Consider the following 17,916-nt stretch of genomic DNA (forward strand, 5'->3'; position numbering starts at 1 on the left):
CGAGTTGCAGATCGCGGCAAAACCATGGTTTTTGAATGACCGGCGGGGGTCAGCCCTCCGCCGGTTTTTCTTCGACCACGTCCTTCGGTTCCATGGACAGCCCATGGCGCATCATCATCGGAATGTTGGCGAGCGCAAAGACCATCGACAATATGGTGACGCCCCATACCTTCAGGGTCAGCCACAGGTCGAAGTCGAGCAGCGCGCGCATCGCTTCGTTGAGCAGCGCCATGCCCGCGAAGAAGATCGCCCAGTTGCGCGAGAGCTTCATCCAACCGGCCTCGTCGAGCCCGTCATAGGCCGCCTGCAGCAGGAATTTGAGCAGCGGCTTCTTCATGGCCAACCCGACAAACAGGCCGATCGAAAACAGCAGATAGATGATCGTCGGCTTGATCTGGATGAATCTGGGGTCGTTGAAATAAACGGTCAGCGCGCCGAAACCGATCACCAGGATCGCCGACAGCCAGAGCATCGGCGAGACCTTGCCCAGCTTCAGCCTGGAGATGATCACCGCGACCGCGATCGCCGCCATGAAAGCGATCGTTCCGGCGATCACGCCGGTGAATTTATAGGTGAGGAAGAAAACCAGCAGCGGCCCGAAATCGAGCGCCATGCCCAGTCCGCCGGGATGCTTGTTCTGTTTCGCCGTTTCTTCGCTCATCGCCCGGTTCCCGCAATCGCCCCGGCCAGTTCCTTCGGATCGAAGGGGCGCAGATCGTCCAGGGTTTCGCCGACGCCGATCGCATGGATCGGCAGGCCGAATTTTTCAGCGGCGGCCACCAGAACGCCCCCGCGCGCGGTGCCGTCCAGCTTGGTCATCACCAGTCCGGTCACGCCCGCGACCTCCTTGAATATCTCGATCTGCGACAGTGCGTTCTGGCCGGTCGTCGCGTCGAGCACGAGCACCACATCATGCGGCGCCGCCGGATTGAGCCGGCCGAGCACTCGGCGGATCTTGGCGAGCTCGTCCATCAGTTCGCGCTTGTTCTGCAGCCGGCCGGCGGTGTCGACGATCAGCACGTCGATGCCGGTCGCGGTCGCCTGCTTGACCGCATCCCAGACGATGCCGGCGGAATCGCCGCCTTCGGGGCCGCTGACGATCGGCACGCCGATCCGTTCAGCCCACACCTTGAGCTGGCCGATCGCGGCCGCACGGAACGTGTCGCCCGCAGCCAGCATCACGCCATAATCCTGTTCCAGGAACAGATGCGCGAGCTTGGCGATCGTCGTGGTCTTGCCTGATCCGTTGACGCCGATCACCAGGATCACCTGCGGGCGCGGAAACGCCTCTACCTCAAGCGGCTTGGCGACCGGCGCCAGCACCTTCTCGACCTCCTCGGCGACGAGCTGGCGCACGCCGGCCTCGTCGATGCCGCGCTCATAACGGCCATCGGCCAGCCGTTCGCGCACGCGGCCCGCCATGCCCGGGCCAAGATCGGAGACGATCAGCGCTTCCTCGATCTCGTCGAGCGTATCCTCATCAAGCGCGGACTTTGTGAACAAGCCGGTGAGATTCTCGCCCAGCTTGTCGGACGTGCGTTTGAAGCCGCCGATCAGCTTCTTGTGCCACGGTGTCTCGCTCATGCGGGTTCGCCGACAAGCCGGGCGTTATCGACGCCGGTGATCTTCACGTTCAATAATCCTCCAACGTCATTCCCGAACTGTCCTTTCCCGTTTTCACGGCAAAGGCGGAGCGAGTTGATGCGTGCGAAATTGCCCGCATGGCCGCCGCCGTCGCGTTCGATCAAAATCTGCTGCACGCTACCGACCAGCCCGTTCAGCCAGGTCGTCTGCCGCCGCGCCGCCGCTTCGCGCAGGCGGCGTGCGCGCGCCTTGGCGACTTCGCGTTCCACCTGCGGCATGCGCGCGGCAGGGGTCCCGATCCTTGGCGAATAGGGAAAGATATGCGCGTGGACGATGTCGCAATCGTCGATCAGCGCAAGCGTGTTCGCGAACATCGCCTCGGTCTCGGTTGGAAAGCCCGCGATCAGATCCGCGCCGATCGCGATCTCCGGGCGCGCCGCCTTCAGTCGCTCAACGATCGCCACGGCCTGCGCGCGGCTATGCCGCCGCTTCATGCGTTTGAGGATCATGTCGTCGCCGGCCTGAAGCGACAGGTGCAGATGCGGCATCACGCGCGGTTCCCCGGTCAACAGTGCGAACAGCCGGTCGTCGATCTCGACCGAATCGAGCGAGGAGAGCCGAAGCCGGGGCAGGGCGGGGACATGCTTCAGTATCCGCTCGACCAGGGCGCCGAGCGTCGGGCTGCCCGGCAGGTCGGGGCCGTAGCTCGTCAAATCGACGCCGGTCAGCACCACCTCGCGATAACCGGCCTCCACGAGTGCTGCGATGCGCTCGATCACCGCGCCCGCGGGCACGGAGCGGCTGTTGCCGCGGCCATAGGGGATGACGCAGAAGGTGCAGCGATGGTCGCAGCCATTCTGCACCTCCACAAAGGCGCGGCTATTGTCGGCGAAGCTCGACACCAGGTGCGGTGCGGTCTCGCGGACGGCCATGATGTCGGAAACGCGGACGCGCTCATCTCCAGTGACGGCTAGAAAGGCGCCCGCGTCCAGCTTCTCGTGATTGCCGAGCACAAGCGAGACCTCGGGCATGGCGGCGAAACGCTCGGGCTCGATCTGGGCGGCGCATCCGGTGACGATGATCCGTGCGTCGGGGCGATCGCGGCGGGCGCGGCGGATCGCCTGGCGCGTATGGCGCACCGCTTCGGCCGTCACCGCGCAACTGTTGACGATCACAAGGTCGTCGCCGGCCGGTGCCAGCGCGCGCATCGCTTCGCTTTCCGCGATGTTGAGGCGGCAACCGAGCGTGATGATCTCGGGTCCGCTCATGCCGGCCGGCTCCACATCAGCCAAGCCAGCCAGTATCGATCTCGCCCGAGAAGACATGCGTGGCGGCGCCGGTCATGATGATCGACTCGCCGGGCTGCCAGGCGATCTCCAGCGCGCCGCCGGGCAGGCTGACGGTGACCGGGCCGGCGGCCAGCCCCAGCCGGATGGCGGCGACGGCGGTCGCACAGGCGCCGGTGCCGCAGGCCCGGGTCAATCCCACGCCGCGTTCCCAGACGCGCAGGTCGATCGCGGCCGGGCCGGTGATCGTCGCGACATTGACGTTGATCCGCTCCGGAAACAGTGCATCGGTTTCAATGCGCGGTCCAAGCGTGTCCAGCGGCACCGCCTGCGTGTCCGCCACGAAGAAGACGACATGCGGATTGCCGACATTGACCGCGCTGGGCCGTTCCAGCCCATCCCAGCCGACCGGCATGTCACGCGTGTCCATGGCATAGGCGAGCGGAATGGTCTGCCAGTCGAAACGCGGCTGGCCCATGTCGATGGAGACGCCGCCGCCGACTGCGCGGCCATGAAGAATGCCACCCAGCGTCTCGATCCGGACATCGCTGCCGAGCAGCCGGGCGACGCAGCGCGTGGCGTTGCCGCATGCCTCGACCTCGCCGCCATCGGCATTGAAGATCCGCATCCGCGCATCGGCCTCGGTCGAGGCCTCGATGATGACAAGCTGGTCGAAGCCAACGCCGGTGTGGCGATCGGCGATCGCGCGGACATGCGCCTCGCTCAGCGAGACCGGCTGCACGCGCGCATCGATCACGACGAAGTCGTTGCCGAGGCCGTGCATCTTGTGAAAGGCGATGCCCATGGCCCGCATCTAGAGACTGGCCGGTGAAGTCGCAATGGCCGCGCGCGGCGGCGAAGGCGGCTTCGATGCTGGTGCGTGGCGATCAGGCGGTCTTGCGCACCGTCTCGGTCGGATCGGTTTCGTCGTTGCGCGCGCGCAGCGCCGGCAGCAGATGCTTGTCGGCCAACAGGCGGCGAACCTGGGTGACCGGGATTGGCTTGCCGAAATACCAGCCCTGGCCCTTGTGGACGCCCAGCACGCGCAGCCGCTGCATGATCTCTTCGTCCTCGATGCCCTCGGCGGTGACGGGCAGGCCCAGGCTGTCGCCCAGCCGCGTGATCGCGTTGACGATCGCCGCGCTTTCGGCATTTTCGTTGATCGAGGAAACGAAGCTGCGGTCGATCTTGATGCGGTCGAACGGTAGCGCGCGAAGATGCGCGAGCGAGCTGTAGCCGGTACCGAAATCGTCGAGCGCCAGCCGAATGCCCTGGTTTTTCAGGCTGCCCACGATCGACTGGGCGAGCGAGAGATTCTCGAACAACGAGCTTTCCGTGATCTCGACTTCGAGCCGGGTCGCGGGGAAGCCGGTTTCCACCAACAGCTTGACCAGCTTCTGCGCCAGCCAGGGATCCTTGAGCTGCGCGGGCGAGATGTTGACCGACAGGCTCAGCGACGGATCCCAGTCGCGGCCATGCTCCATCGCCTGGCGGATCACCGACATCGACATTTCGGAGATCAGGCCGGTTTCCTCCGCGACCGGCACGAACTGGTCCGGAGAGATCAGCCCCTGTGCCGGGCTTTCCCAGCGCGCCAGCACCTCGAAGCCGTGGAGGCGGCCCGTGGCGAGATCGACCTGCTGTTCGTAATAGGGGACGAACTCACCCTTGGGGATGCCCGTGCGCAGTCCGGCTTCCACGGCGTTGCGCGTTTGCAGGTCGCGCTCCATCGACGCATCGAACCAGCAATAACGGTTCCGGCCCGAATTCTTCGCGGCATACATGGCGATGTCGGCGCGTCGCATCAGCGATTCGACGCTGTCACATTCGATCTCGGAACGCGCGATTCCCACCGAGACGCTGATATGGACATGGGCGCCATCCGCGTCGAAGGGCTGCGCCAGTCGAGAGACGATCTGTTCGGCGATGCGATCGACGGTTTCGCTGTTCTGGGGATCGAACAGAAACGCGCAGGCGAATTCGTCGCCGCCCAACCGGGCGGTAAGCGAAACCGGGGGCATGGCGCGCTGGATCTCGGCTGAGACGGTGCGCAGCAGCGCGTCTCCGGTGGCGTGGCCATGGACGTCGTTGACGTTCTTGAAATTGTCGAGATCGAGCATCAGCATCGCGACGCATTTCTGGCGGCGATCGGCGCGCGCCAGCATCGCGGCGCCTTCCTCGGCAAGCGAGCGACGATTGAGGAAGCCGGTCAGCGGGTCAGTCGAGGCAAGCTGGCGCGCGCGTTCCTCGGCGGCGGTGCGTTCGCGCACTTCGCGGGCAAGGTCGCTGTAACGGCGCCAGCCGAACAGGATCAGCGCCACGTTGAGCAGCAGCATGATCGCGACGGTGCGGTTGGGGCCGCCGCCGACGCCGGTGATCGCGTCGATCGTGCCGCTCACCACGTTTCCGCCGGTGCCGACGAACAGCAGGATGGCCGCAACCGTTATGCCGCCGGTCAGCAAGTCGCGGCGTGCGCTGTTCACGGCCGAACTGCGCCGATGGAGTTCGCTGCTTTCCCCGCCCATGATCTGCCCCATATTCCCTGATCAACCGCCGTTCTTGCGTGAAATGCGTATAAATAGCGTTAAGCGCGCATGTTCCGGGACGGGGCGGGCGCCCTGGCTTGCGCGCGGCCGCGCTTTCCGCTAGTGGCGGCGCCAGATCGTTCCGAATGGTTCGAGGAAATGGCACACGCTGGCCGACGAGGTTTCGTCCGCCGGCGTTTCTTGCGTTTCGCGAATTTTCGGTACGGAAGTGGAGCGTGATGATGTTCGAATCTCTGAGCGAAAGGCTGGGCGGCGTATTCGATCGCCTTCGCGGGCGCGGCGCGCTTGGCGAGGCCGATGTGCGCGCGGCGATGCGCGAAGTCCGTATCGCGCTGCTCGAGGCGGATGTCGCCCTGCCGGTGGTCCGCGAATTCGTCGACAAGGTCACGGAACGTGCCGTCGGCCATCAGGTCACCAAGTCGGTCACGCCCGGCCAGCAGGTCGTCAAGATCGTCAACGACGCGCTCGTGGAGATGCTGGGCGGCGAGGCGGGCGGCGAAGCGGCGGAACTGGACCTTGGCGTCACTCCGCCCGCGATCGTCATGATGGTCGGCCTTCAGGGGTCGGGTAAGACCACCACGACCGCCAAGCTCGCCAAGCGCCTGGCCGAAAAGGAACGCAAGAAGGTGCTGATGGCGTCGCTCGACGTCAATCGCCCGGCCGCGCAGGAACAGCTCGCCACGCTGGGCGGGCAGGTCAGCGTCGCGACGCTTCCCATCGTCGCCGGACAACAACCGGTCGATATCGCCCGCCGTGCACTCAATGCCGCGAAGCTGCAGGGCTTCGACGTGCTGATGCTCGACACCGCGGGCCGCCTCCATGTCGATCAGGCGTTGATGGAGGAAATGAAGGCGGTCGCGGACGTCGCGCAGCCGCAGGAAATCCTGCTGGTGGTCGACTCGCTGACTGGCCAGGACGCGGTCAACGTCGCCAAGAGCTTTTCGGAGCAGGTGCCGCTGACCGGCGTTGTGCTCACCCGCATGGATGGCGATGCGCGTGGCGGTGCCGCGCTGTCGATGCGCGCGGTCACCGGCAAGCCGATCAAGTTCGCGGGCGTCGGCGAAAAGCTCGACGCGATCGAGCCCTTCCATCCCAGCCGTGTCGCCGGCCGCATCCTCGGCATGGGTGACGTCGTCAGTCTGGTCGAGCGCGCCACCGAGACGATACAGGCCGACGAGGCCGAGAAGCTCGCGCAGAAAATGGCCAAGGGTCAGTTCGATATGAACGACCTGCGCTCGCAGCTTCAGCAGATGAAGCGCATGGGCGGTCTTGGCGCGCTGGCATCGATGATGCCGGGCGTGAAGAAGGTGCAGAACGCGATGGCCAACGGCCAGGTCGACGATCGCATCCTCGTTCGCATGGATGCGATCATCGGATCGATGACGCCCAAGGAGCGCACCAAGCCCGAACTGCTCAACGCCAAGCGCAAGATCCGCGTCGCAAACGGCAGCGGCACCACCGTCCAGGACGTCAACCGGCTGCTCAAGATGCATCAGGAGATGGCGACCGCGATGAAGAAGATCCGCAAGATGGGCGGGTTGAAGGGGCTCGGCGCGCTATTCGGGCGTGGCGGTCTCGAAGGGGTTATGGGCAGCGGCGCGCTGCCGCCCATGGGCGGCCTGCCGGGGCTTGGCGGCCCACCGGGTCTGCCCCCCGGTTTCGGGAAGTTTCGGAAGAAGTAATCGGTTCAATCAGTTCAAAATATTGAAAAGAAGGAAGAAGAAAAATGGCAGTTTCCATTCGCCTGTCGCGTGGCGGTTCCAAGAAGCGTCCTTATTACCGCATCGTCGTCGCCGACGCGCGTTCGCCGCGTGACGGCAACTTCATCGAGAAGATCGGCACCTATAACCCGCTGCTCGCCAAGGATTCTCCCGATCGCGTGAAGCTCGACGCCGATCGCGCGAAGCACTGGTTGTCGGTCGGCGCGCAGCCCACTGATCGCGTCGCCCGCTTCCTTGACGTCGCGGGCGTCAAGGAGCGCGCCGCGCGCAACAATCCCAAGAAGGCCGAGCCGGGCGAGAAGGCCAAGGAACGCGCCGAGGAGAAGGCCGAGAAGCTGAAGGCGGCCGAGGAAGCGGCGGCGGAAGCCGCCGCGGCGCCCGCGCCGGTTGAAGAGCCTGCGGTCGAGGAAGTCGCCGCCGAGCAGGCCGAAACCGTCGAAGTCGTTGCGGAAGCCGTCGAGGCCGCGACCGAAGAGCCGACGCCTGAAGCCGAAGCCGTTGCCGAAGCGGTTGCCGAGGAAACCCCGACCGCTGAACCGGCCGCCGAGGAAAAGGCCGAGGGTTGATCCCTTGACCGATCGCACCGTCACGCTGGCCGTCATCATCGGCGCGCATGGCGTGACGGGCGAGGTGCGCCTGAAGCTGTTCACTGATAGTGTGGACGGGCTGAAGGCGCACAAGAGCTTCAACGATGGAGCTCTGACCCTGAAAAGCGTGCGCGATGGCCCCAAGGGCGCCATCGCCCGCTTCGCCGAAATCCCCGACAGGACCGCCGCGGAAAAGCGCCGCGGCACCGAGCTTGCAGTTCCGCGCGATGCGCTGCCGCCACTGGGTGAAGGCGAATATTATCATGCCGATCTGATCGACCGGCCTGCCGTCTCGACCGATGGCGAGGTGCTGGGCGTGGTTGTCGCCGTCGAGAATTTCGGCGCGGGCGACATTCTCGAGATCGAACGCCCCACGGGCAAGCGCTTCATGGTGCCGATGAATGAACAGGCCGTGCCCGAATGGGGCGATCGCGTGGTGATCGACGCGGAGTTCGTCGCCGCCGATTGACGGCCAAATGCCCCGGTTGGCGGACCGGGCACCCATTATTTTCCGCTTTCTCGAAAAAAATACGTCAGGAATCCGCGCCGGGCGTCGTCATGCCATAGAGAAACCCTCCATGGGATGGCGACGTCAGGCATCGTGAACCTTGCAAGGATCAGTCGCGCGAACCAGGCGGGCAGGGATGTGCCATGAGCACGGCCCTGCCGCCGCTGGAAGCCGAGGACTCGCGGATGGTCGCGGATCTGTCGGCGCGTTACGCCGACGCGATCCGACGCTATTTTTCCCGGCGGCTGGCGGGCGCGGGCGATGTCGAGGATCTGACGCAGGAGGTTTTCCTGCGGTTGCTGCGGCGCGCGCGGCTGGGAGATATAGACAATGTCGAGGGCTATATCTTTCAGATCGCGGCGAATCTGCTGCGCGAGCGTGGGCGTCACAGGATCCGGCGCAGGCTGGACGAGGAGCAGGCGTTCGACGACGATTATGCCGATGCGTATGACGAATTGTCGCCCGAACGGATCCTGCTCGGCAAGGAAGCCTATCGCCTGATGGTGCAGGCGTTGCAGGAACTGCCAGAGCGCGCGAGGACGGTGTTTGTCCTCAACCGTTTCGAGGAGATGACGGGCGTGCAGATCGCGCAGCGTCTGGGCGTCGCGGTCAGCACCGTTGAGAAGGACATGATGCGTGCCGTCGCCTATCTGAGGACCAGGCTGCAATGATCCGGCCAGACCAGGGCGCCGATGATGGCACGCCGCCACAGGAACAATCCGCGCTTTACTGGCTCTCGCGCCGGCGGTTGAAGCTGATGACCAAGCGGGACGAAGCATGTTTCGAAGCATGGCTGAGCGAGCCGGCCAATGCGCGGGCCTATCGGGATGCAGAGGCCGGAATCGAGCAATTCGGCATGGTTGCGTCCGATGAGGATGTCCGCAGGATGCGCGAAGCGGCGCTTGCCATTGGGCCGGCACGCAGGCGTATTGCCATTCCGTTACGCCTTGTCGCGGCCACGGCCGCCGTTGCGATGGGGGCCGGTATCTGGTTCGCAGTCGATCATCCGGGCGCAGAAATATCACCGCTGGCGTCGATCGTTGACGGAGGCGGTCAACCAGCCGTCGCGGTCGCGACGCGGCGTTATGCGACCAGGATCGGCGAACGATCGCGCTTCACGCTCGATGACGGATCGATCGTGTCGCTCAACACCAACAGTGTGCTGGAGGTCGCTTTCACCGCCGGGCAGCGCAATGTGCGACTGCTCCAGGGCGAAGGGCTGTTTCAGGTCACCAAGAACAAGGATCGTCCCTTCATCGTCACCGCAGGCGGCCTGCGGACGACGGCGATCGGAACGGCGTTCGACGTTCGGCTCGATCGCGGACGCGTGCGGGTCGTCCTTACCGCGGGACGGGTGATCGTCGATTCGGTCCGAAGCGGTACGGCGCCAGGTTTGCCGGCGATCGACCCCGTCAGCCTGCAGCCGGGCGAGCAGCTTGCCGTCGATGAAAATCATGCCGTGGTGGTCAGTGCGGCCGATGTCGAGCGGGCGACCAGCTGGCGGCAAGGGCAGTTGATCTTCCGCGACGAGCCGCTCGCTTCGGCACTGGCCGAGATGAACCGCTACACGCGCGATCAGATCATCGTCCAGGATCCAAAGATTGCGGGATTGCGGATCAGCGGCGTTTTCAGCACCGCGCGGCCGGAGAATTTCCTGGCTGCGATGGCCGCATTCTATCCGTTGGAGGTTCGCCGTCCGTCGCAAGGCGTGGTCATTCTCGATTGGAGCGGAGCTCCATCGGAACAATAGAAAAAATTTCTCCAGAGTCAGGAGGGATTCTCTGATTACGTCATCTTTCTCTTCCGAGGCCGCGAGACGGCGGTGATCGCGCCACGGGCGCAGGGAGAGTGTAATGCGTACAGGTGGATTTGGTGGCGGGCGGTCCTGGGTCATTGTCGGGGTCGCGCTAGCGGTGGCGGCGTCGCCGGCCGCCGCGCAGGCGAGGCGGAGCTTCGACATTCCGCGTCAGGATCTGTCCAGTGCGCTGGAGTTGTTTGGAAAGCAGAGCGGTGCGGAAATCGTCTTTGATGCGAACGACATGCGTAACCGGTTGTCCGGGCCGGTGCGCGGGCAGGTCAAGCCCGTGCAGGCCTTGGACAGGATCCTGCTGGGAACCGGCCTTACCTTCCAGCAGGTCAATGCCAGCACCTTCCTGGTGAAGCGCGGCGGAGGCGCGCGGAATGGTCCGGCTTACGCCGCTGTCGAAGCGCCGGCCGCGACCGAAACCGACCCGGAGGATGTGCCGGATATCGTGGTGACCGGGCAGAAGCGCCTTGAGCGGGCGCAGGACGTGCCGATCTCGATCAGCGTCGTCGGTATCAGGCAGCTTGAACGCCTGCATGCGAGCAATCTTCAGGATTATGCGGCTTATGTGCCCGGTCTGATCGTCGATAGCGGTGGATCCGCCGGCCAGGCGTCGATCACGATGCGCGGGTTGAACGCGCGTGGCGATACCACGATGGTCGCCACCTATATCGACGAGGCGCCGCTGGGATCGAGCAACGGCTATTCCGCCGAGGCGGCGACCTCGTTCGACATGATGCCCTATGATCTGGAACGGATCGAGGTGCTGCGTGGCCCCCAGGGCACGCTTTACGGCGCGAACAGCATGGGCGGTCTGCTCAAATATGTGACGCGCGCGCCTGACTTGAGCGCCTTCGAAGTGCGTGCCGGCGGCGAAGCCTTGGCGATAAAGGGCGCGTCCGATCTCGGCTATGCCGGCCGCGTCAGCCTCAACGCGCCGATCGTCGACGGCGAACTCGCGGTGCGTGCCAGCCTGTTCCGGCAGCATACGCCCGGCTTCATCGATAATGCGGTCACCGGCAGGAGGGACCAGAACACGCTGCAGCAGCAGGGTGGTCGCATCGCCCTGCTCTGGAAGCCGAGCGATCAGCTCTCGATCAAGCTTACCGGCATTACGCAGCGCATTGTGTCCGACGACAATGCGATCGTGGCGCGTGACACCGGCGACGGTGTCGCGCTGGGACCGCGTGGCGGCGATCTGACGAACACGAACCTCTTGCGTGAGCCGTTCAGGAAGTCGGTGCATTTCCTTGCATCGACCTTGACCTGGAAGATGGACTGGGCCGAGTTCACCTCGGCCACCAGCTATTCGCGATCGAACCTGTTGGGGGTGCAGGACATGTCGGCGATCTTCGGCGCGGCACTCCCGGAACCAGGGCTGTCCGGGCTCGAATCGCGAGCGCGCCTGAGTCGCTTCACGCAGGAGCTGAGGCTGGCTTCGCGGCCCGGCGCACTGCAATGGATGCTCGGCTTCTATTTCAATGACGAGCGCACCGAGGCGAGCCAGCTCATCACCGCCAAGGATATGGTCATCGGCGCCGGGGTGCCGGAATTCGATCCGATCCTGTCCGCCGATCTCGACAGCAGCTATCGCGAGATCGCGGGTTTCGCGAACGCGACTGTCAAATTGTCAGAGGCATTCGGCATTACCGGTGGTGTGCGATGGGCGTGCAATACGCAGCGCTTGCGCCAGACTGGCCACCGCAACCTGATCGAGCCGGCCGCGGAGGGCATGTTTCGCGGCCGCTCACGGGACGATGTTGTGACCTATGCGATCAGCCCGCAATATCGCCTCAGCCGGAACGCAATGTTCTATGCGCGCGTGGCCAGCGGTTATCGGCCCGGCGGACCGAATCCGATCCTGCCCGGCGTGCCACGACAGGTGGATGCGGATACCATCGTCAACTACGAAGCCGGATTCAAAGGCGATCTGTTCGATCGCATCCTTCATGTCGATGCGTCCATCTATCGGATCGACTGGAAGAATATCCAGGTCGAGGCGAAGACCGACCAGAATCTGAGCTATGGCGCAAATGGGGGCAGGGCGCGCAGCCAGGGCGTCGAATTCGCGGCGGTGCTGCAGCCGATCAAGGGCCTGACGCTCGGTCTCAACACCGCCTACACGGATGCCTTTCTTACCGAAGCGGTGCCGGATGAGGGGTGGGCGAACCGGGCACGCCTGCCGGCCGCCCCACGTTGGACGCGGTCGCTTACCGCCAACTACGGTGTCGCGATCGGTGGCGAATGGCGCGCCGACCTTGGAGCCGGCTATCGCTATGCCGGCAAGCGACGAAACAGCGTCGAAGGGACAGAGAACGGCCTGGTCCTGCCGGCCTATGACGCGATCGACTTGCAGGCGGGTATTTCCAGCGGGCGCTGGAACTTCGGCCTCTATGTCCGCAATCTCGCGGATCGCAGGGCCTATACCAACGGCGCCTTGATCTCCGCTTTCGCCGACTATGTCTCGTCCGTCGTGCTGCAGCCACGGACGATCGGCCTGAGCCTCGATGCGACCTTCTGACGCCGGGAGAAAGACCGTGACCGTTTCCGCGAAGACGATCGCCCTCGGCTTGCTGGCAAGCCTGCTGATGGGCGCAAGTGCGTTGCTGATCGCCGCCCGGCCGGAGTCGGCAACGGCGCGGGCGCCAACTGCCGAGTTGGTTGGAGCATCCGGCCAAACCGCGATGCTCGAACCCTTTATCGATGGCTTGATGAAGGCGGAGATGGACCATGGGAAGATTCCCGGCGGCGTCATCTCCATCGTGAAGGACGGCAAGCTGCTGTTCGCGAAGGGCTACGGCTTCTCCGACGTCGAACGCGGGACGCCGGTCGACCCAGAAAAGCACCTGTTCCGTATCGCATCGACCACGAAACTCTTCACCTGGACGGCGGTGATGCAACTCGTCGAACAGGGCAAGCTCGACCTTGATACGGACATCAACACCTATCTGCGCACCTTCAGGATTCCCGCGACCTACAAGCAGCCGATCACGTTGCGTCACCTGATGACGCACACGGCCGGGTTCGAGGAGGGAAGCGTTGGATTCAGCATCACCACCGATCTGAACGGAGCACCATCGATCGCGCAGAAACTGGCCGCGCACATCCCGGCCCGGGTGCGGCCGCCTGGTCAGATGGCATCCTATTCGAATTATGGCGCCGCGCTGGCGGGCCTGATCGTGGAGCAGGTCAGCGGCATTCCCTATGACGACTATATAGAACAACGCATCTTCGCGCCGCTCGGTATGCGATATGCCACGGTGCGCGAACCGGTGCCTGCCGCGCTCGCGCCGTACAACGTGGTGGGGTATGCCCGCGAAGGTGGGGGCTTCGTGCGCAAGCCCGCCACCTATGAGGGCGGGTTCCGCCCGGCGGGGTCGGGATCGATCTCCGCGATCGATATGACGCATTTCATGCTCGCGGCGTTGCAGGGCGGCAGCTACGGCGGCAAATCCATTCTGACGCCGGCCAGCATGCAGCGGATGCAAAGCCCGGCCTTCACGCTCGATCCGCGCATTCCCGCGCTGGGGCTGGGATATTATGGACAGAATGTCGGTGGCGAACGCGCCTGGGCGCACGGCGGCTCGGATCCGCTGTTCAATACCGAGATGTATCTCTTTCCGGCTCGGCAGCTCGGCATCTTCATCTCGTTCAGCGGCGGGCAGGGTGATGTCGCCGCCGAGAATTTGGCCAAGGCGCTGATCGCCCGGCTTTACCCCAAGTCACAATCGGCGCCGAAGACCATCGCGGCCGGCTCGCTCGAGAAATATGCAGGCACCTACGAATTCACGCGGCGCAGCCACACCAAGATCGACAAGTTCTACGGTCTGTTGTCGCAGCTTTCCGTGTCGGTCTCGCCCTCGGGTGATCGGCTCAGCATGGGATCGGGTGATGAGGAGGTGCAACTGGCGCCGATCGCACCTGATCTGTTCCAGGAAGTCGGCGGAACACGGCAGATCGCCTTTCGTACCAACGCCGCAGGCGATGTCACGCACATGTTCCTCGATTTCCTGTCGTTCGCGCCGCTCGAACGGGTGCCTTTCTTAGACGGATCGGGATTCTGGTACCCGATGCTCGGACTGGTCCTGACGCTCTTCATCTCCGCCATCCTCGGCCTTTTCTATCGGGCGCGCCTGATCGCCGCGATGCCATGGCCTGAACGCAAGCTGGTCTGGTTGTCGGCGGCGGTTGCGATCCTGGGAATGTTCAGCGTCATGGTTCCTGGTTTCCTGTTGATTTCGACGGATCTGGTCGGCCGGCTTAGCCATGTTCCGGGCTCATGGAAGATCGCGCTGGCGATGCCGATCCTCTTCATCGGCCTGACCGCCATATTCCTGGCAATGCTGCCAAGGGCCTGGGCCGGGAAATACTGGAACCTGCGCAACCGCCTCTATCACACGGCGATGGGCGTGGCCGCGATCTTGCTGACCTTGTTCTTCCTCAAATGGAATCTGGTCGGCTGGAATTTTGGATGAACGGGATCGTACAATGAAGTCTTATCGCTGCGTTTCACGCACTCTCGCGATCGCCGGGCTGCTGCTATCGAGCTGCTGGACGATTTCTCCGGCCGTGGCATCCGATCCGATGCAGGATATCGATCGTCTCTTCGCGACCTGGAAGACGGGTACGCCGGGCTGCGCCCTCGGCATCGGCCGCAAGGGGCAGCCTGATTTGGTACGCGCCTATGGCGACGCCGATCTCGAACATGGTGTCGCGATCGATGCGGATACGGTGCTGGAGGCGGGATCGTCGTCCAAGCAGTTCACGGCGGCGGCCGTGCTCCGCCCGGCGGAGCGCGGCAAGATCGCGCTGACCGACGATATCCGGAAATACCTGCCGGAGCTGCCGGACTATCGCCAGGTCATCACGATCGATCACATGCTCAATCACACCAGTGGCCTGCGCGACTGGGGCGGGGTGCAGATCATCGCCGGATGGCCGCGTGCGACGCGCATCTACACGATGGATGACGTCCTGCGGATCGCCGCGCGCCAGAAGTCGCTCAATTTCGCGCCGGGCACGCGCTATTCATACACCAACACCGGCTACAACCTGTTGGCGCTGATCGTCGAACGGGTGAGCGGCAAGTCTCTCAACGATTATAGCCGGGTTGAGTTCTTCGGGCCGCTCGGCATGTCGCGCACGCAGTGGCGCGACGAGTTCAGGCGGATCGTGAAGGACCGCGCGACCGCTTATGTGCCGTCGTCCCAAGGCTATATCCAGCGCATGCCGTTCGAGAATGCCTATGGCAATGGCGGGCTGCTGACGACGGTTGGCGATCTGCTGCGGTGGAATGCCGCGCTCGCCGACGGCAGGCTCGGTGCCTTTGTCACCAAGGGACTCGAAACCCGTGCAGTGCTTCGCTCGGGTCAGGAGGTCAATTACGCCAGGGGGCTGATCGTCAGCGATCATCGCGGATATCGCGAAGTCGCGCATCCCGGTGCGACGGCCGGTTATACGGCCTGGCTAGGGCGGTATCCGCAGACCGGGCTTTCGATCGCCTTGCTGTGCAACGCCGCGGATATCGACGCCACCGGCCTGGCGCATGGAATCGCGGATCTGTTCCTGCCCCCGATCCTGTCGTCCGTGGCGTCAAGCGCGCGGTCGCCTGTAGTCGGGGCAGTTCCCGATGGTTTGTTCGTCGAGGAGGCGACAGGCATGCCGCTGACACTGAAAAGCGAAGCGGGGAAGCTGTCCCTATCCGGGCAGATCGAGCTGAAGCCGGTCTCTGAAACAGAATATCAGGCCGATGGCGTGACATTGCGCTTCGAAGGGCGGGAAAGCTTCGCACTACGGGATGAATTTGGAGCGATCTCGCAGTACCGAAGCGTGGCCAGATTCCTCCCGACGATAGAGGAGCTGCAAAACTTCGCGGGCGAATATGTCAGCGATGAAGCGGACGCGACCTACATCGTCGCGCTGCGCGATGGCCAGTTGACGATGGCGTTGCGCGAACGGCCCGACGAAGCGTTCCCGCTTTCGCCCGCTTATCGGGACGCCTTCACGATCGCGGACACGCTCGTCCGCTTTCGCCGCAGTGGCAATGGTGCGATCTCCGAACTCTCCGTTGGAAACGAGCGCGTCTGGGATCTGCGCTTCATGCGGAGTCCGGCGCGCCGCTGAGTGCGGTTCACGAATTTCAAGGACATTGAGCGTGCCGGTGGTGCGCAGGAGAAGAACATGAAACGCCGCCGGATGTTGGCCTGGTCGCTGGCCGCCGCTTCGATCGCCGCCGGGCACACACCGACGCACGCGCAGGCACGGGATATTATTGCCCCGAAATCCTTATCCATCGATTCCAGAAGCGTCGACGTTCTGGTCGACGCCGCGATGCGGACGTTCGGAACGCCCGGCATATCGGTCGGGATCGTCAAGGATGGCGAACTCGTCTTCGCCAAGGGGTATGGCGTCGGCGATATCGGCAATCCGGCTCCGGTCACGCCGGAAACGATCTTCGCCATTGGCTCGAACACCAAGGCGTTCACAGCCGCTGCCCTCGCTTTGCTGGTCGACGAAGGCAAGATCGGCTGGGACGACAAGGTGATCGATCACCTGCCTGAATTCAGAATGTACGATCCCTATGTCACGCGCGAGTTCACCATTCGCGACCTGCTGACGCATCGTAGTGGATTGCCGTCCTATGCCGGGGATCTGCTGTTCGTGCCAGCGACCGATTTCACCCGCGAAGACGTCGTCCGCACGCTCCGATATCTGAAGCCGTCGTCCAGCTTCCGCTCGCGCTATGCCTACGACAATCTCCTCTACATCGTCGCCGGGCAGATCATTCCGGCGGTCACGGGGCAGAGCTGGGAGGATTTCGTCGAAACCCGGCTGCTCCGCCGGCTCGGCATGGCCCCATGCGCTGTCAATCGCAGCCGGCTGCAAGGCGTGACCAATGCCGCGGCGCCCCATTCGATGGTTGGCAGCGCGATGCGGAAGGTCGCGCCCGATGATCTCGAAATGGCGGGGCCGGCGGGATCGATCCAGTGCAATATTCCCGGCATGGCCAAATGGATGAACATGCTGCTCGCGGATGGCGGTGATGCGGCGGGAAAGCCCTTGCTCAGCAAGACGCAGAGCCTGGAGCTGTGGACGCCGCAGACCCTGTTGCCGATCGATCGCGAAGGTTTGGCGGCTGCGGCCGGCATGCGCTTTCAATCCTACGGCCTCGGCTGGAGCGTCGCCGACATGCGGGGCCAGACCCTGGTCTATCATGACGGCGAAGTCGGCGGCATGAGCTCGATGGTCGCGCTCCTCCCCGAATCCCGCTTCGGCGTCGTCGTCCTCGCCAATCAGCAGCATCAGGCGACCAAGATCGCGATCACACTCCAGATCGTGGAGACCTTCCTGGGCGGTGACGGCCAGGACTGGGTGAAATTGCTGAAAGAAGCGACCGATCAGGAAGACGATCAGGTCCGTAAGGTCGCCGCGCAAGTTGAAACCGTGCTGAGCGGCAAGGCGGCCGCGCCGGCGCTGCCGCTTTCGGCCTATGCGGGAACCTATGCCGATGCCTGGCGTGGCGATGTCTCGGTCAGCCTGGGCAAGGACGGGCTGGTGATGCGCTTCAGCCGCACCAAGGGCCTTGAAGGGCGACTTTATCCCTACAGCGGCGATATGTTTGTCGTGAAGTGGAACGATCGCAGCCTGAACGCCGATGCCTTTGTCCGTTTCTCGCAGGATTTCGGACGTCAGGTCGAAGGATTCACGATGCGGGCGGTCTCGCCGACGACCGATCCGAGCTTCGACTTCCGCGATCTCAGCTTCCGGAAGCGGAAGGGCTGAGAATCTCCGATGCGGTAATTTCCAGACGGCCACCGAGCGAAATGCTTCCACCTCAAACGATCTGGCCCTAGAGCCTTCCGTCCGGGATTGAAGGGCGG

General features: G+C 64.1%; 14 protein-coding genes. 9 read left to right on the plus strand and 5 right to left on the minus strand.

Features of this window, described 5'->3' with window-relative positions; genetic code table 11:
• Nucleotides 1-49: 49 nt before the first annotated feature.
• The 5 genes from ispZ to ACODTA_RS11005 form a co-directional block, all read right to left on the minus strand.
• A complete protein-coding gene (gene ispZ / locus ACODTA_RS10985; protein WP_489065944.1) occupies nt 50-661 on the minus strand; it encodes a septation protein IspZ in 612 nt (203 codons plus the stop codon).
• Nucleotides 658-1,584: a signal recognition particle-docking protein FtsY gene (ftsY, locus tag ACODTA_RS10990; RefSeq protein WP_489065945.1), complete on the minus strand. Its 927-nt coding sequence runs from the start codon at nt 1,582-1,584 to the stop codon at nt 658-660. Before ftsY ends, ispZ begins: the two co-directional genes overlap by 4 nt.
• Nucleotides 1,581-2,852, minus strand: a complete 1,272-nt coding sequence (gene mtaB / locus ACODTA_RS10995) for a tRNA (N(6)-L-threonylcarbamoyladenosine(37)-C(2))-methylthiotransferase MtaB (RefSeq protein ID WP_489065946.1) — start codon at nt 2,850-2,852, stop codon at nt 1,581-1,583. The genes ftsY and mtaB overlap by 4 nt, the downstream gene beginning before the upstream one ends.
• Before the next feature lie 16 nt (nt 2,853-2,868).
• Nucleotides 2,869-3,675, minus strand: a complete 807-nt coding sequence (gene dapF / locus ACODTA_RS11000) for a diaminopimelate epimerase (protein WP_489065947.1) — start codon at nt 3,673-3,675, stop codon at nt 2,869-2,871.
• Between the two features lie 82 nt (nt 3,676-3,757).
• Nucleotides 3,758-5,395, minus strand: coding sequence for a putative bifunctional diguanylate cyclase/phosphodiesterase (locus ACODTA_RS11005; RefSeq protein ID WP_489066201.1), 1,638 nt, complete (start codon nt 5,393-5,395; stop codon nt 3,758-3,760).
• Nucleotides 5,396-5,634: 239 nt separating this feature from the next.
• Here ACODTA_RS11005 and ffh point away from each other — a divergent pair, with 239 nt between their 5' ends.
• From ffh to ACODTA_RS11050, 9 genes are all read left to right on the plus strand, one after another.
• On the plus strand, nt 5,635-7,098 hold the full coding sequence (gene ffh, locus ACODTA_RS11010; RefSeq protein WP_489065948.1) for a signal recognition particle protein: 1,464 nt from the start codon (nt 5,635-5,637) through the stop codon (nt 7,096-7,098).
• 44 nt (nt 7,099-7,142) lie between these two features.
• Nucleotides 7,143-7,703 carry a 30S ribosomal protein S16 gene (gene rpsP, locus ACODTA_RS11015; RefSeq protein ID WP_489065949.1) on the plus strand — a complete coding sequence of 187 codons (561 nt, stop codon included), beginning with the start codon at nt 7,143-7,145 and terminating at the stop codon, nt 7,701-7,703.
• A 4-nt stretch (nt 7,704-7,707) separates the two neighbouring features.
• Nucleotides 7,708-8,193, plus strand: a complete 486-nt coding sequence (gene rimM, locus ACODTA_RS11020) for a ribosome maturation factor RimM (RefSeq protein WP_489065951.1) — start codon at nt 7,708-7,710, stop codon at nt 8,191-8,193.
• Nucleotides 8,194-8,375: 182 nt separating this feature from the next.
• Complete coding sequence (locus tag ACODTA_RS11025; protein WP_489065952.1) at nt 8,376-8,903, plus strand: RNA polymerase sigma factor; 528 nt, start codon at nt 8,376-8,378, stop codon at nt 8,901-8,903.
• The gene (locus ACODTA_RS11030) at nt 8,900-9,982 is read left to right on the plus strand and encodes a FecR family protein (RefSeq protein WP_489065953.1); all 1,083 of its coding nucleotides are present in this window, start codon (nt 8,900-8,902) and stop codon (nt 9,980-9,982) included. The genes ACODTA_RS11025 and ACODTA_RS11030 overlap by 4 nt, the downstream gene beginning before the upstream one ends.
• Nucleotides 9,983-10,085: 103 nt before the next feature.
• A complete protein-coding gene (locus ACODTA_RS11035) occupies nt 10,086-12,557 on the plus strand; it encodes a TonB-dependent receptor (protein WP_489065954.1) in 2,472 nt (823 codons plus the stop codon).
• 16 nt (nt 12,558-12,573) lie between these two features.
• A complete protein-coding gene (locus ACODTA_RS11040) occupies nt 12,574-14,511 on the plus strand; it encodes a serine hydrolase domain-containing protein (RefSeq protein WP_489065955.1) in 1,938 nt (645 codons plus the stop codon).
• Nucleotides 14,512-14,524: 13 nt separating this feature from the next.
• Nucleotides 14,525-16,159, plus strand: a complete 1,635-nt coding sequence (locus tag ACODTA_RS11045; RefSeq protein ID WP_489065956.1) for a serine hydrolase domain-containing protein — start codon at nt 14,525-14,527, stop codon at nt 16,157-16,159.
• Nucleotides 16,160-16,216: 57 nt separating this feature from the next.
• A complete protein-coding gene (locus tag ACODTA_RS11050) occupies nt 16,217-17,818 on the plus strand; it encodes a serine hydrolase (protein WP_489065957.1) in 1,602 nt (533 codons plus the stop codon).
• Nucleotides 17,819-17,916: the final 98 nt, after the last annotated feature.

The organism is Sphingomonas sp. FG14 (genome assembly GCF_057809675.1).

Excerpts from the sequence above, each read along its gene's own strand:
- ispZ (WP_489065944.1), bottom strand. The coding sequence starts at position 661 with ATGAGCGAAGAAACGGCGAAACAGAACAAGCATCCCGGCGGACTGGGC.
- ftsY (WP_489065945.1), bottom strand. The coding sequence starts at position 1,584 with ATGAGCGAGACACCGTGGCACAAGAAGCTGATCGGCGGCTTCAAACGC.
- mtaB (WP_489065946.1), bottom strand. The coding sequence starts at position 2,852 with ATGAGCGGACCCGAGATCATCACGCTCGGTTGCCGCCTCAACATCGCG.
- dapF (WP_489065947.1), bottom strand. The coding sequence starts at position 3,675 with ATGGGCATCGCCTTTCACAAGATGCACGGCCTCGGCAACGACTTCGTC.
- ACODTA_RS11005 (WP_489066201.1), bottom strand. The coding sequence starts at position 5,395 with ATGGGCGGGGAAAGCAGCGAACTCCATCGGCGCAGTTCGGCCGTGAAC.
- ffh (WP_489065948.1), top strand. The coding sequence starts at position 5,635 with ATGATGTTCGAATCTCTGAGCGAAAGGCTGGGCGGCGTATTCGATCGC.
- rpsP (WP_489065949.1), top strand. The coding sequence starts at position 7,143 with ATGGCAGTTTCCATTCGCCTGTCGCGTGGCGGTTCCAAGAAGCGTCCT.
- ACODTA_RS11025 (WP_489065952.1), top strand. The coding sequence starts at position 8,376 with ATGAGCACGGCCCTGCCGCCGCTGGAAGCCGAGGACTCGCGGATGGTC.
- ACODTA_RS11030 (WP_489065953.1), top strand. The coding sequence starts at position 8,900 with ATGATCCGGCCAGACCAGGGCGCCGATGATGGCACGCCGCCACAGGAA.
- ACODTA_RS11035 (WP_489065954.1), top strand. The coding sequence starts at position 10,086 with ATGCGTACAGGTGGATTTGGTGGCGGGCGGTCCTGGGTCATTGTCGGG.
- ACODTA_RS11045 (WP_489065956.1), top strand. The coding sequence starts at position 14,525 with ATGAAGTCTTATCGCTGCGTTTCACGCACTCTCGCGATCGCCGGGCTG.
- ACODTA_RS11050 (WP_489065957.1), top strand. The coding sequence starts at position 16,217 with ATGAAACGCCGCCGGATGTTGGCCTGGTCGCTGGCCGCCGCTTCGATC.